This window comes from Shewanella carassii (assembly GCF_019670705.1).
Classification (GTDB): Bacteria; Pseudomonadota; Gammaproteobacteria; order Enterobacterales; family Shewanellaceae; genus Shewanella; species Shewanella carassii.
In genome coordinates, this window is record NZ_AP024618.1 from 208,097 (window position 1) to 222,412 (window position 14,316).

At 50.6% G+C, this 14,316-nt stretch carries 9 protein-coding genes; all 9 read left to right on the top strand.

Annotated elements, in window-relative coordinates:
* The first annotated feature begins 86 nt into the window (after window positions 1-86).
* The 9 genes from rplK to fusA all read left to right on the top strand — a co-directional run bounded on the left by rplK (window position 87) and on the right by fusA (window position 14,236).
* Window positions 87-515: a 50S ribosomal protein L11 gene (gene rplK / locus K5621_RS00975; protein WP_025012046.1), complete on the top strand. Its 429-nt coding sequence runs from the start codon at window positions 87-89 to the stop codon at window positions 513-515.
* Between the two features lie 4 nt (window positions 516-519).
* Entirely contained in the window at window positions 520-1,221 is a 702-nt protein-coding gene (gene rplA, locus K5621_RS00980) for a 50S ribosomal protein L1 (RefSeq protein WP_100145975.1), read from the top strand.
* Window positions 1,222-1,482: 261 nt separating this feature from the next.
* Window positions 1,483-1,983, top strand: a complete 501-nt coding sequence (gene rplJ, locus K5621_RS00985) for a 50S ribosomal protein L10 (protein ID WP_025012044.1) — start codon at window positions 1,483-1,485, stop codon at window positions 1,981-1,983.
* A 54-nt stretch (window positions 1,984-2,037) separates the two neighbouring features.
* On the top strand, window positions 2,038-2,406 hold the full coding sequence (gene rplL, locus K5621_RS00990; RefSeq protein ID WP_100145973.1) for a 50S ribosomal protein L7/L12: 369 nt from the start codon (window positions 2,038-2,040) through the stop codon (window positions 2,404-2,406).
* Window positions 2,407-2,639: 233 nt separating this feature from the next.
* Window positions 2,640-6,671: a DNA-directed RNA polymerase subunit beta gene (gene rpoB / locus K5621_RS00995; protein ID WP_100145971.1), complete on the top strand. Its 4,032-nt coding sequence runs from the start codon at window positions 2,640-2,642 to the stop codon at window positions 6,669-6,671.
* 84 nt (window positions 6,672-6,755) lie between these two features.
* A complete protein-coding gene (rpoC, locus tag K5621_RS01000; RefSeq protein ID WP_100145969.1) occupies window positions 6,756-10,967 on the top strand; it encodes a DNA-directed RNA polymerase subunit beta' in 4,212 nt (1,403 codons plus the stop codon).
* A gap of 178 nt (window positions 10,968-11,145) precedes the next feature.
* Window positions 11,146-11,520 (top strand): 30S ribosomal protein S12, encoded by a 375-nt coding sequence (gene rpsL / locus K5621_RS01005; protein ID WP_025012042.1) that lies wholly within the window; start codon window positions 11,146-11,148, stop codon window positions 11,518-11,520.
* A gap of 76 nt (window positions 11,521-11,596) precedes the next feature.
* Complete coding sequence (gene rpsG / locus K5621_RS01010; RefSeq protein WP_025012041.1) at window positions 11,597-12,067, top strand: 30S ribosomal protein S7; 471 nt, start codon at window positions 11,597-11,599, stop codon at window positions 12,065-12,067.
* A 72-nt stretch (window positions 12,068-12,139) separates the two neighbouring features.
* Window positions 12,140-14,236, top strand: coding sequence for an elongation factor G (gene fusA / locus K5621_RS01015; RefSeq protein ID WP_025012040.1), 2,097 nt, complete (start codon window positions 12,140-12,142; stop codon window positions 14,234-14,236).
* Window positions 14,237-14,316: the final 80 nt, after the last annotated feature.

The window sequence follows — 14,316 nt, forward strand, 5'->3', positions numbered from 1 at the left end:
GATTTCTATATAATCCGCACCCGTTGTTTTCGGGGAGCTCAAGGCATGTTGCCTGAGCGTTTGAACCCAAACTGAGGAAATGTCAGATGGCAAAGAAAATTGAAGCTTACATCAAGCTGCAAGTAGCAGCCGGTGCTGCAAACCCGTCTCCACCAGTTGGTCCAGCTCTGGGTCAGAAAGGTGTGAACATCATGGAATTCTGTAAAGCATTCAACGCTCGTACTGAAAAGTTCGAAAAAGGTATGCCAATTCCAGTAGTGATCACTGTTTACAACGATCGCTCATTCACTTTCGAAACCAAGACTCCACCTGCCGCCTTCTTGCTGAAGAAAGCCGCTGGTCTGAAGTCAGGTTCTGCTCGTCCTAACACTCAGAAAGTGGGTACTATCAAGCGTAGCCAGGTTCAGGAAATTGCTGAAACCAAGGCAACCGATATGACTGGTGCTGACATTGAAGCGATGACTCGCTCAATCGAAGGTACTGCGCGTTCCATGGGTTTGGTAGTAGAGGACTAATATAATGGCAAAGCTGACTAAGCGCATGCGCACCATCCGCGAGAAAGTGGACGTAACCAAAGCATACGACATCAACGAAGCTGTTGCTCTGCTGAAAGAACTGGCTACTGCCAAGTTCGTTGAGAGCGTAGACGTTGCCGTTAACCTGGGTGTTGATCCTCGTAAATCTGACCAAAACGTTCGTGGTGCCACTGTGCTGCCACACGGTACCGGTCGTGAAGTACGTGTTGCTGTATTCACTCAAGGTGCCAATGCCGAAGCTGCGAAAGAAGCTGGTGCTGAACTGGTAGGTATGGAAGATCTGGCTGAGCAGGTGAAAGCCGGCGAAATGAACTTCGACGTAGTTATCGCATCTCCTGATGCAATGCGCGTTGTTGGTATGCTGGGTCAAATCCTGGGCCCACGCGGCCTGATGCCTAACCCTAAAACCGGTACTGTAACTCCTAACGTTGCTGAAGCTGTTAAGAACGCCAAGGCTGGTCAGGTTCGTTACCGTAACGACAAGAACGGTATCATCCACACTACCATCGGTAAAGTGGACTTCGAAACTGCTCAACTGAAAGAAAACCTGGAAGCACTGCTGTCTGCGCTGAGAAAGGCTAAGCCTGCTGCAGCCAAAGGTCAGTATGTGAAGAAGGTAAGCATCTCCACCACTATGGGGGCAGGTGTAGCTGTCGACCAGAACTCTCTGGACGCTGCTAACTAATTTTACAAAATGCGCGTGTTAGCCTATAATGCGCGCACTTTTGTGGGTTGGAGCCTATGACGAGTGTTTTCACTCAGATGGGCTTCCGTCCAAGACCGCAGGTGTTGCCCATTTGGAAGACTTAATTTCCTGCGTAGACGGTGTCAGGCCCCAGATAGATTTATTTCTGCTGGATTATCTGCACCGTAAGTAACTGAGTACATTTGTGTTCAGTATGGTAAACGCTGGGGATTCCCCAGGTAGAATCCAGGAGTAAAGCCAATGGCATTAAGACTCGAAGACAAAAAAGCGATTGTTGCTGAAGTCAACGAAGCTGCCAAAGGTGCGCTTTCTGCAGTTGTCGCCGATTCACGCGGTGTGACTGTAGGTGCTATGACAGTTCTGCGTAAGACTGCTCGCGCAAACGGTGTGTACGTACGTGTAGTACGTAACACTCTGGCTCGCCGCGCAGTAGAAGGCACTGCTTTTGAGTGTCTGACAGAGGTGTTCTCTGGCCCAACTTTGATCGCTTTCTCTAACGAGCACCCAGGTGCTGCAGCTCGTCTGTTAAAAGACTTTGCTAAAGAGCAAGCCGCTTTCGAAGTTAAAGGTGCAGCTTATGAAGGGGAATTCATCCCTGCAGCTGACATTGATCGTTTGGCAAAACTGCCAACTTACGAAGAAGCACTGGCACAGTTGATGATGACTATGAAAGAAGCATCTGCTGGCAAGTTCGTTCGTACACTGGCCGCTCTGCGCGATCAAAAACAAGAAGCCGCTTAATTTCAAGCTGGCTGCTTAACAGAATTGAATTCAGAACAATAGGAAACATTTGTTATGTCTATCACTAAAGACCAAATCCTTGAAGCCTTTGCAGCTATGTCTGTAATGGAAGTTGTTGAACTGATCGAAGCTATGGAAGAGAAGTTCGGCGTATCTGCTGCTGCTGCAGTAGTTGCTGGCGGCGCTGGTGAAGCTGCTGCTGCTGAAGAGAAAACCGAGTTCGACGTAGTTATGACTTCTCACGGTGACAACAAAGTTGCTGTGATCAAGGCTGTACGTGGTGCCACAGGTCTGGGTCTGAAAGAAGCCAAAGCTATGGCTGAATCTGCTCCAGTAGCTGTTAAAGAAGGCATCTCTAAAGAAGAAGCTGAAGCTCTGAAGAAAGAACTCGAAGAAGCTGGTGCTCAAGTAGAGATCAAGTAAGTCATATTGACTTACAATCACCCAAGCCAATTGGGTGGAGGCTGGCGGTTTTTTGACCGTCGGCCTTTTTTGCGCTGTAAGCGTTGGCGATTTTTTTCACCGTTTGTCGCCAGATTTTGCAGTCCCTAGCAGTGATTATTGGTTAGGTTCTTGCCATCAACGGTGATGGGCAAACGTGCTGGATTAACTGTGTTGATTCAGTCTTGGTCACATCTCGCAAGCAGAGGAAACCCATGGTTTACTCCTATTCTGAAAAGAAGCGTATTCGCAAAGACTTCGGTAAGCGTCCACAAGTGTTGGATATCCCTTACCTGTTGTCTATTCAGTTAGACTCTTTTAAGAAGTTCACCGATCAAGATCCTACCGGTGAGCGTGGCCTAGAGGCCGCTTTCCGTAGCGTTTTTCCCATCAAGAGCTTTTCTGGTAATTCAGAACTGCAGTACGTCAGCTATAAGCTGGGCGAGCCTGTTTTTGATGTGAAAGAGTGTCAAATCCGCGGTGTGACATACTCCGCTCCACTGCGCGTTAAGCTGCGCATGGTGCTGTATGATCGTGAAGCTGCCGCTGGCACTGTAAAAGATATTAAAGAACAAGAAGTCTACATGGGGGATATCCCTCTGATGACTGAAAACGGTACCTTTGTTATCAATGGTACTGAGCGTGTTATCGTATCTCAGCTGCACCGTAGCCCAGGTGTGTTCTTCGACCACGACCGTGGTAAGACACACTCCTCAGGTAAGGTGTTGTATAACGCGCGTATTATTCCTTACCGCGGTTCATGGCTCGACTTCGAGTTCGACCCTAAAGATGCGTTGTTTGTACGTATTGACCGTCGTCGTAAGCTGCCTGCCAGTATCATTCTGCGTGCCCTGGAATATTCTACTCAGGATATCCTCGACATCTTCTTTGAGCGTGTCGACTTCAAGATCAAGAAAGATTCTCTGGTCATGACTCTGGTTCCTGATCGTCTGCGTGGTGAAACTGCCAGCTATGACATCAAGGATTCAGAAGGCACAGTGCTGGTAGAGAAAGGTCGTCGAATCACTGCCCGTCATATCCGCCAACTGGAAAAAACCAATACCACTGAACTGGAAGTTCCGGTTGAGTACATCATTGGTAAAGTAGCGGCTCAGGACTATATCGATCCTGACACAGGTGAAGTACTGGTTACCGCCAACAACGAGATCAGCCTGGAAGACCTGGCCAATCTGTCTCTGGCCGGTATCAAAGAGATCAGCACTCTGTACATCAACGAGCTGGATCACGGTGCTTACATCTCTGACACCTTGCGTATTGACTCAACCACCAACCGTTTGGAAGCCCTGGTTGAAATCTATCGCATGATGCGTCCTGGCGAGCCACCAACCAAGGATGCCGCCGAAGCTCTGTTCCAGAACCTGTTCTTCAGCGAAGAGCGCTATGACCTGTCTAAAGTGGGCCGGATGAAGTTCAACCGTCGTCTCGAAATCGACGAGAACGAAGGTACCGGTGTACTGACCAAAGAAGACATAGTTGCCGTAATGAAGAAGATCATCGAAATCCGTAACGGTTTTGATGAAGTCGATGATATCGACCACCTGGGTAACCGTCGTATCCGTAGTGTTGGCGAAATGGCCGAGAACCAGTTCCGTGTTGGTCTGGTACGTGTTGAGCGCGCAGTACGTGAACGTCTGTCTCTGGGCGATCTGAACGAACTGATGCCTCAAGATCTGATCAACGCCAAGCCAATCTCTGCAGCAGTGAAAGAGTTCTTCGGTTCTTCTCAGCTGTCGCAGTTTATGGATCAGAACAACCCACTGTCAGAAGTGACTCACAAGCGCCGTATTTCGGCTCTTGGTCCCGGCGGTCTGACTCGTGAGCGTGCCGGCTTCGAAGTTCGAGACGTGCACCCAACTCACTATGGTCGTCTGTGTCCAATTGAGACCCCTGAAGGTCCAAACATTGGTCTGATCAACTCGCTGTCCACCTTTGCCCGTACCAACTCATACGGCTTCCTGGAAACACCTTATCGCAAGGTGATCGACAGTGTGGTTACCGATGAAGTGGAATACCTGTCTGCCATCGAAGAAGGCCGTTATGTGATTGCACAGGCCAACATCGAACTCGACAGCGAAGGCCGTATTGTGGAAGAGCAGGTTGCCTGTCGCCACAAGGGTGAATCCACCTTTATGCGTGCTTCCGATATCCAGTATATGGACGTATCTCCACAGCAGATCATCTCTGTGGCGGCATCTTTGATCCCATTCCTTGAACACGATGACGCTAACCGTGCATTGATGGGTGCGAACATGCAACGTCAGGCAGTACCAACACTCAAGTCAGAGAAGCCTCTGGTGGGTACTGGTATTGAACGTACGCTGGCTGTTGACTCAGGCGTAGTTGTGGCCGCCAAGCGTGGCGGCGTGATCGACTATGTTGATGCCAGTCGCATCGTGGTCAAGGTTAACGAAGATGAATTGATGCCAGGTGAAGCCGGTATCGATATCTACAACCTGACCAAGTACACCCGTTCTAACCAGAACACCTGCATCAACCAGCGTCCATGCTGTAGCGTAGGTGATCCAGTTGTTCGTGGCGACGTGCTGGCCGATGGTCCATCAACCGACTTGGGCGACCTGGCTCTGGGTCAAAATATGCGCATCGCATTTATGACCTGGAACGGTTACAACTTCGAAGACTCGATTTTGATCTCCGAGCGCGTAGCGCAGGAAGACCGTTTCACCACTATCCACATTCAGGAACTGTCCTGTATCGCTCGTGATACCAAGCTGGGTAGCGAAGAGATCACTGCCGACATCCCTAACGTGGGTGAGTCTGCACTGAGCAAGCTGGATGAATCCGGTATCGTTTACATCGGCGCCGAAGTTAAAGGCGGTGACATTCTGGTTGGTAAGGTAACGCCTAAGGGTGAAACTCAACTGACTCCGGAAGAGAAACTGCTGCGGGCTATTTTCGGTGAGAAAGCGTCTGACGTTAAAGACAGCTCTCTGCGTGTACCTAACTCAGTGAAGGGTACCGTTATCGACGTGCAAGTCTTCACCCGTGACGGTGTTGAAAAAGACAAGCGCGCCATCGAAATCGAAGAGATGCACATTGCTCAAGCCCGTAAGGACTTGACTGAAGAGTTCAAGATCCTCGAAGAGGGTGTTCTGAGCCGTGCCCGTAACCTGCTGCTGAGCGCTGGTTTCAGTGAAGCCAAATTGGCCGAACTGCCACGCAAAGACGTATTGGTTCAGGTTATCGACGATGAAGCCAAGCAAACCGAACTGGAACAGCTGGCTGAACAGCACGAAGAGCTGAAAGCCGACTTTGACAAGAAGTTTGAAATCAAGCGTCGCAAGATCACCCAAGGTGATGATCTGGCTCCAGGTGTACTGAAGATCGTTAAGGTTTACTTGGCGGTTAAGCGTACCATCCAGCCTGGTGACAAGATGGCGGGTCGTCACGGTAACAAGGGTGTGATCTCCAAGATCTGTCCTATCGAAGATATGCCATACGACGAGCAGGGTAACCCTGTCGACATCGTACTGAACCCTCTGGGTGTACCTTCGCGGATGAACATTGGTCAGGTACTGGAAGTTCACTTGGGTGCTGCGGCTAAGGGTATTGGTAATCGCATCAATACTATGCTGGAAGAACAGCGTGAGCTGGCTGAACTGCGTGGCTACATCAAACAGGTCTATGAACTGGGCGATGAAGTGAAGCAGCGCGTGGATATCGATTCATTTACCGATGATGAAGTTCTGCGTCTGGCCAAACACCTGAAGGATGGTCTGCCAACGGCAACCCCAGCCTTCGACGGTGCCAAAGAGAAAGAGATCAAGCAGATGCTTGAGCTCGCAGGTCTGCCGACTTCTGGTCAGCTGAATCTGTTTGATGGTCGTACCGGTAACCAGTTCGAGCGTCCTGTGACCGTAGGTTACATGTACATGCTCAAACTGAACCACTTGGTTGATGACAAGATGCATGCCCGTTCTACCGGTTCGTACAGCTTGGTTACTCAGCAACCTCTGGGCGGTAAAGCTCAGTTCGGTGGTCAGCGTTTCGGTGAGATGGAAGTGTGGGCCCTGGAGGCATACGGTGCTGCGTATACTCTGCAGGAAATGCTCACAGTGAAATCGGATGACGTTAACGGTCGTACTCAGATGTACAAGAACATCGTTGACGGTAACCATCAGATGCAGCCAGGAATGCCAGAGTCCTTCAACGTATTGCTGAAGGAGATCCGTTCTCTCGGTATCAACATCGAGTTGGATCAAGAGTAAGACGCGGTTTAAAGCCTGCGTTTGGCAACGAATTGGTGCTCCGCGAGAGCGGGGCACCGGGTTTAACTCCTTCAGGAGAGAAACGTGAAAGACTTATTAAAGTTTCTGAAACAGCAAAGCAAGACTGAAGAATTTGAAGGCATCAAGATCGGCCTGGCGTCGCCTGATCTGATCCGTTCTTGGTCATTTGGTGAAGTTAAGAAGCCTGAAACCATCAACTACCGTACATTCAAGCCTGAGCGTGAAGGCCTGTTCTGTGCCCGTATCTTTGGCCCAGTCAAAGACTACGAGTGTCTGTGCGGTAAGTACAAGCGTCTCAAGCACCGCGGTGTGATCTGTGAGAAGTGTGGCGTTGAAGTGACCCAGACCAAAGTACGTCGTGAGCGTATGGGCCACATCGAACTGGCCAGCCCAGTTGCCCACATTTGGTTCCTCAAGTCACTGCCATCCCGTATCGGTCTGATGCTGGACATGACTCTGCGTGATATTGAGCGAGTACTCTACTTCGAATCTTATGTGGTTATCGAGCCAGGCATGACCAGCCTGGAGCGCGGTCAAATGCTGACCGAAGAAACCTACCTGGATGCGCTGGAAGAGTATGGTGACGAGTTCGAAGCCAAGATGGGTGCCGAAGCGGTTCTGGAACTGCTGCGCGCTATCGATCTGGAGAAAGAAGTTGAGCAGATGCGCGAAGAGCTGCCATCTATTAACTCTGAGACCCGTCGCAAGAAAGTCACCAAGCGTTTGAAGCTGGTTGAGGCCTTCTACCATTCAGGTAACAAGCCAGAGTGGATGATCCTCAAGGTGCTGCCGGTTCTGCCACCTGATCTGCGTCCTTTGGTTCCACTGGACGGCGGCCGTTTCGCGACTTCAGATCTGAACGATCTGTATCGCCGCGTGATCAACCGTAACAACCGTTTGAAGCGTCTGCTGGATCTGGCTGCTCCGGATATCATCGTTCGCAACGAAAAGCGTATGCTGCAGGAATCTGTTGATGCCCTGCTGGATAACGGTCGTCGCGGTCGTGCCATTACCGGTTCCAACAAGCGTCCTCTGAAGTCCTTGGCCGACATGATCAAGGGTAAGCAAGGTCGTTTCCGTCAGAACCTGCTGGGTAAGCGTGTTGACTACTCAGGCCGTTCGGTAATTACCGTGGGCCCAACTCTGCGTCTGCACCAGTGTGGTCTGCCGAAGAAAATGGCGCTGGAACTGTTCAAACCATTCATCTACGGCAAGCTGGAAGGTCGTGGCCTGGCCACTACCATCAAAGCTGCCAAGAAGATGGTTGAGCGTGAAGTTGCCGAGGTTTGGGACGTACTGGATGAAGTGATCCGCGAACACCCTGTGATGCTGAACCGTGCACCAACACTGCACCGTTTGGGTATCCAGGCGTTCGAACCTGTACTGATCGAAGGTAAAGCGATTCAACTGCACCCATTGGTGTGTGCGGCCTATAACGCCGACTTCGATGGTGACCAAATGGCGGTACACGTGCCTCTGACGCTGGAAGCCCAGCTGGAAGCCCGTGCGTTGATGATGTCAACCAACAACATTCTGTCACCTGCTAACGGTGAGCCGGTTATCACTCCTTCTCAGGACGTGGTACTGGGTCTGTACTACATGAGCCGTGAGCGCGTAAATGGCCGCGGTGAAGGTATGGCCTTTGAGTCTGTTGCCGAAGCCGAAAAAGCTTATCGCACAGGTGCCGCCGAGCTGCACGCTCGGGTTAAAGTTCGTATCACCGAAACTCATATCGATGAGAACGGTGAGCGCACCCAGCAGCGCCGCATTGTCGACACCACAGTAGGTCGTGCTCTGTTGTCATTGATCCTGCCAGCCGGTATGTCTTTTGATCTGGTTAACCAGAACATGGGCAAGAAGCAGATCTCCCGTTTGCTGAACACCTGCTACCGTCAGCTGGGTCTGAAAGATACTGTTATCTTTGCTGACCAATTGATGTACACAGGTTTCCAATACGCCACTATCTCAGGTGCCTCTGTCGGTATCAACGATATGGAAATCCCGGAAGCCAAGTACAAGCTGGTTGCCGACGCAGAAGCCGAAGTTCTGGAAATCCAGGAACAGTTCCAGTCTGGTCTGGTAACTGCCGGTGAGCGTTACAACAAGGTTATCGATATCTGGGCCAGCGCCAACGAGAAAGTCTCCAAGGCGATGATGGAAAACCTGTCTTCCGAAGTGGTTATCAACCGCGACGGTGAAGAAGAGAAACAGGCTTCCTTCAACAGCATCTACATGATGGCCGACTCAGGCGCTCGTGGTAGTGCCGCTCAGATCCGTCAGTTGGCGGGTATGCGTGGTCTGATGGCCAAGCCAGACGGCTCTATCATCGAAACGCCCATCGTGGCGAACTTCCGTGAAGGTCTGAACGTACTGCAGTACTTTATTTCTACTCACGGTGCTCGTAAGGGTCTGGCGGATACCGCACTTAAGACTGCGAACTCAGGTTATCTGACTCGTCGTCTGGTGGATGTTGCTCAGGATCTGGTCGTTATCGAAGATGACTGTGGTACTCACGAAGGTCTGATCATGAAGCCGCTGATTGAAGGTGGTGACGTGGTTGAGCCGCTGCGTGAACGCGTACTGGGTCGTGTTGTTGCCGAGGATGTTTATTATCCTGGTTCCGACGAAGTCCTGGCGCCACGCAACACCCTGCTGGATGAAGCATGGTGTGATAAGTTGGAAGAGCACAGCGTCGACGAAGTTAAAGTACGTTCTGTAATCTGCTGTGATACCGACTTCGGTGTGTGTGCCAAGTGTTATGGTCGCGACTTGGCTCGTGGTCACCTGATCAACCAAGGTGAAGCCATCGGTGTTGTCGCTGCTCAGTCAATCGGTGAGCCTGGTACACAGCTGACGATGCGTACCTTCCACATCGGTGGTGCGGCATCCAGGGCTTCTGCAGAAAACAGTGTCCAGGTGAAGAACGCCGGTAACCTGAAGCTGCACAACGCCAAGTTCGTTAAGAACAGCGATGGTAAGCTGGTTATCGTATCGCGTTCCTCTGAACTGGCGATTATCGATGATCTGGGCCGTGAGAAAGAGCGCTATAAAGTGCCTTACGGTACTGTGCTGGAAACATTGGAAGGTGTTGAAGTTAACGCTGGCCAGACTATCGCCAACTGGGATCCACATACTCACCCAATCATCACTGAAGTGGCGGGTTATGTGAAGTTTGAGCAGATGATTGACGGTGTCACCATCTCGCGTCAAACCGATGAGTTGACCGGTCTGTCTTCCATCGTGGTATTGGATGTTGCCCAGCGCCCAAGCGCCGGCAAAGAAATGCGTCCAATGATCCGTTTGGTTGACGAAAACGGTAATGACCTGACCATTCCTGGTACCGACGTACCTGCGCAGTACTTCCTGCCCAGCAATGCGATCGTAAACCTGGAAGATAATGCTCAGATCAGCGTCGGTGATGCACTGGCTCGTATTCCTCAGGAATCGTCCAAGACTCGCGATATTACCGGTGGTCTGCCAAGGGTTGCTGACCTGTTCGAAGCCCGTAAGCCGAAAGAGCCTGCGATTCTGGCGGAAATCACAGGTACTATCTCCTTCGGTAAAGAGACCAAAGGTAAGCGTCGTCTGGTCATTACCCCTGCTGAAGGCGGTAACCCATACGAAGAGATGATCCCTAAGTGGCGTAACCTGAACGTGTTCGAAGGTGAAAAAGTCGAACGTGGTGAAGTGATCGCCGATGGTCCAGAGTCTGCTCACGATATTCTGCGTCTGCGCGGTATCCACAACGTAGCCAACTACATTGTGAATGAAGTACAAGACGTATATCGTCTGCAGGGTGTGAAGATTAACGACAAGCACATCGAGGTGATCATTCGCCAGATGCTGCGTAAGTGTCTGATCACTGAAGCCGGTGATTCTGAGTTCCTCGAAGGGGAGCAGGTTGAGGTGTCCCGCGTCAAGATCGCTAACCGCGAACTGGAAGAGCAGGGCAAGATTCCGGCCAAGTTCGAACGCGAACTGCTGGGTATTACCAAAGCCTCTCTGGCGACCGAATCCTTCATCTCTGCAGCCTCGTTCCAGGAAACCACTCGCGTGCTGACCGAAGCGGCAGTAGGCGGTAAGAGTGATAACCTGCGCGGTCTGAAAGAGAACGTGATCGTGGGTCGTCTGATCCCGGCCGGTACCGGTTATGCTTACCACAACAACCGTAACCAGGCTCGCGGTGAAGTAGCGACTGAAGCACCTAGCATCAGCGCCAGTGAAGCCGAACAGAACCTGGCCGATCTGTTGAACCTGGCTGGCAGTCAGGAATAAGTAGCATAGATGTTACAAAAGGCGCCGAAAGGCGCCTTTTTCATTGGAATACGCTGCAAAAGTTGGCTATTTCTTGACAGCCAAGCCTTACCTTTCTAAAATTCCGCGTCCCACTATTGTGGGATTAGATTTTTCACACCTTATTGTTGAGTTGAAATCAACTGATTCGGAGCTATACATGGCAACTGTAAACCAGTTGGTACGTAAGCCTCGCGCACCTAAAGTCGAAAAGACTAACGTGCCTGCGTTGAACGCGTGCCCACAAAAGCGTGGTGTTTGTACTCGTGTGTACACCACTACTCCAAAAAAACCTAACTCTGCACTACGTAAAGTAGCTCGTGTGCGTCTGACCAACGGTTTCGAAGTAACTTCGTACATCGGCGGTGAAGGCCACAACCTGCAGGAACACAGTGTAATCCTGATCCGTGGTGGTCGTGTTAAAGACTTACCTGGTGTGCGTTATCACACTGTTCGTGGCGCCCTGGACTGTGCTGGTGTGACTTCACGTCGCCAAGCTCGTTCTAAGTACGGTGCTAAGCGTCCTAAGTCTTAATGGTTTTCCGTTAAGTAAGGCCAAGCTAAATATAAATTCCAGTTTTGGAAATACCTGAAGCATACGGAGAATAGTTATGCCAAGACGTCGCGTAGTAGGACAACGTAAAATCCTACCTGATCCAAAGTTTCAAAGTGAGTTGCTGGCTAAGTTCATCAACGTCATTATGCAGGACGGCAAAAAGTCGACTGCTGAAAAAATTATCTACAAAGCACTGGATGTTGTAGCCGATAAGAAAGGCGAAGAGCATCTGGTTATCCTTGAAGCAGCCCTGGAAAACGTTCGCCCAGCGGTAGAGGTTAAGTCTCGCCGTGTTGGTGGTTCTACTTACCAGGTTCCATGTGAAGTTCGTCCAGTTCGTCGTAACGCACTGGCGATGCGCTGGTTGGTTGAAGCTGCTCGTAAGCGTGGTGAAAAATCTATGGCTCTGCGCCTGGCAGGTGAACTGCTGGACGCTTCCGAAAACAAAGGTACTGCCGTTAAGAAGCGCGAAGACGTGCATCGTATGGCAGAAGCCAACAAAGCGTTTGCTCATTACCGTTGGTAATATCGGGCGCGGGCTTGCCCGCGCTTTCTCTGACATTGCTAAGATTTTTATCTTAGTCAAGAGGGTATAATCGTGGCTCGTACAACTCCAATTGAGCGTTATCGCAACATAGGTATTTGTGCTCACGTTGACGCAGGTAAAACTACTACCACAGAGCGAGTCCTGTTCTATACAGGGGTAAACCACAAGATGGGTGAAACCCATGACGGTGCGTCTACCACTGACTGGATGGTTCAGGAGCAGGAGCGGGGTATTACTATTACCTCTGCGGCTGTTACCACGTTCTGGCGCGGTATGGATGCCCAGTTTACTGAGCATCGTATCAATATCATCGATACCCCAGGTCACGTCGATTTTACTATTGAGGTAGAGCGTTCTCTGCGCGTACTTGACGGTGCTGTAGTGGTCTTTTGTGGTTCTTCTGGTGTGGAACCTCAGTCTGAGACCGTATGGCGTCAGGCCGACAAGTATCATGTCCCCCGTCTGGTGTTCGTCAATAAGATGGACCGTGCCGGTGCCGACTTTGATCGCGTAGTAGGACAGATCCGTAACCGTCTCGGTGCAACTTGTGTACCTATTCAATTGAATATTGGTACAGAAGAAAACTTTAGCGGGGTTATCGATCTCATCAAGATGAAAGCCATCAACTGGAATGAAGAAGACCAGGGCCTGACTTTCACTCACGAAGAGATCCCAGAGCATTTGCTTGCCAAGGCAACCGAAATGCGCGAATACCTGGTAGAGAGTGCCGCAGAGGCTTCTGATGAGCTGATGGACAAATACCTTGAAGAAGGTGAGCTCACAGAAGAAGAGATCAAAAAAGCGCTTCGTCAACGTACTATCAACAACGAAATTGTGCTGGCTACCTGTGGTAGTGCCTTTAAAAATAAAGGCGTACAGGCAGTTCTCGATGCCGTTGTTGAATACCTTCCTGCTCCTGTTGATGTTCCTGCGATTAAGGGCATCGATGACAGAGAACAGGAAGTTGAGCGTGTTTCTGATGACAATGCACCTTTCTCTGCGTTGGCATTCAAAATCGCAACAGACCCATTTGTGGGTACTTTGACCTTTATCCGGGTTTACTCAGGTGTCCTGGAGTCGGGTTCAGCCGTTTACAACTCTGTAAAAGAGAAGCGTGAGCGTATCGGTCGTATCGTGCAGATGCACGCCAACGACCGTAAAGAACTGAAAGAAGTGCGCGCAGGTGATATAGCTGCTGCTATCGGCCTGAAAGATGTGACAACCGGTGACACCCTGTGTGACCCAGACCATAAGGTAATTCTGGAGCGGATGGAATTCCCCGAGCCAGTAATTACCATTGCTGTGGAACCTCGTTCCAAAGCCGACCAGGAAAAGATGGGCATTGCGCTGCAGAAGCTGGCAATGGAAGATCCTTCTTTCCGGGTTGAGACTGATGAGGAGTCGGGTCAGACTCTGATTTCAGGTATGGGTGAGCTACACTTGGACATTATCATCGACCGTATGCGCCGTGAGTTCAGCGTTGAATGTAACGTTGGTAAACCTCAGGTGGCTTATCGTGAAACTATCCGCAGTGCTGTGGAAGTGGAAGGTAAGTTCGTGCGTCAGTCTGGTGGTCGTGGTCAATTCGGTCATGTCTGGCTGAAACTGGAGCCTCGTGAAGAGGGTGCCGGTTATGAGTTTGTCAACGAAATCGTTGGTGGTGTAGTTCCTAGGGAATACATCCCTGCGGTTGACAAAGGTATCCAAGAACAGATGAAGAACGGTGTTGTCGCCGGCTTCCCTGTATTGGACGTGAAGGTCACTCTGTTCGACGGTTCATATCATGATGTGGACTCGAACGAAATGGCGTTCAAAGTTGCAGGTTCTATGGGCTTCAAGAAGGGGGCGCTGCAAGCTAACCCTGTGTTGCTCGAGCCTTGCATGAAGGTTGAAGTGACAACCCCAGAAGACTACATGGGTGACGTAGTAGGTGATCTGAACCGTCGTCGTGGTCTTATCGAAGGTATGGATGACGGCGTCGCCGGTATCAAGATCATTCGAGCTGTGGTACCTTTGGCTGAAATGTTTGGTTATGCAACAGATTTGCGCTCAGCGACTCAGGGTCGGGCTTCATACTCCATGGAGTTTTTGAAGTACTCTGAAGCGCCGCAAAACGTTGCTAAAGCAGTTATCGAAGCTCGTACCTGATTTAGGTAACGGCATTAACTGTTATTTTGATTGATGGTGTCCGGCAGCGCCGGACTCTTCTGAAAAGAAAGGAATATATC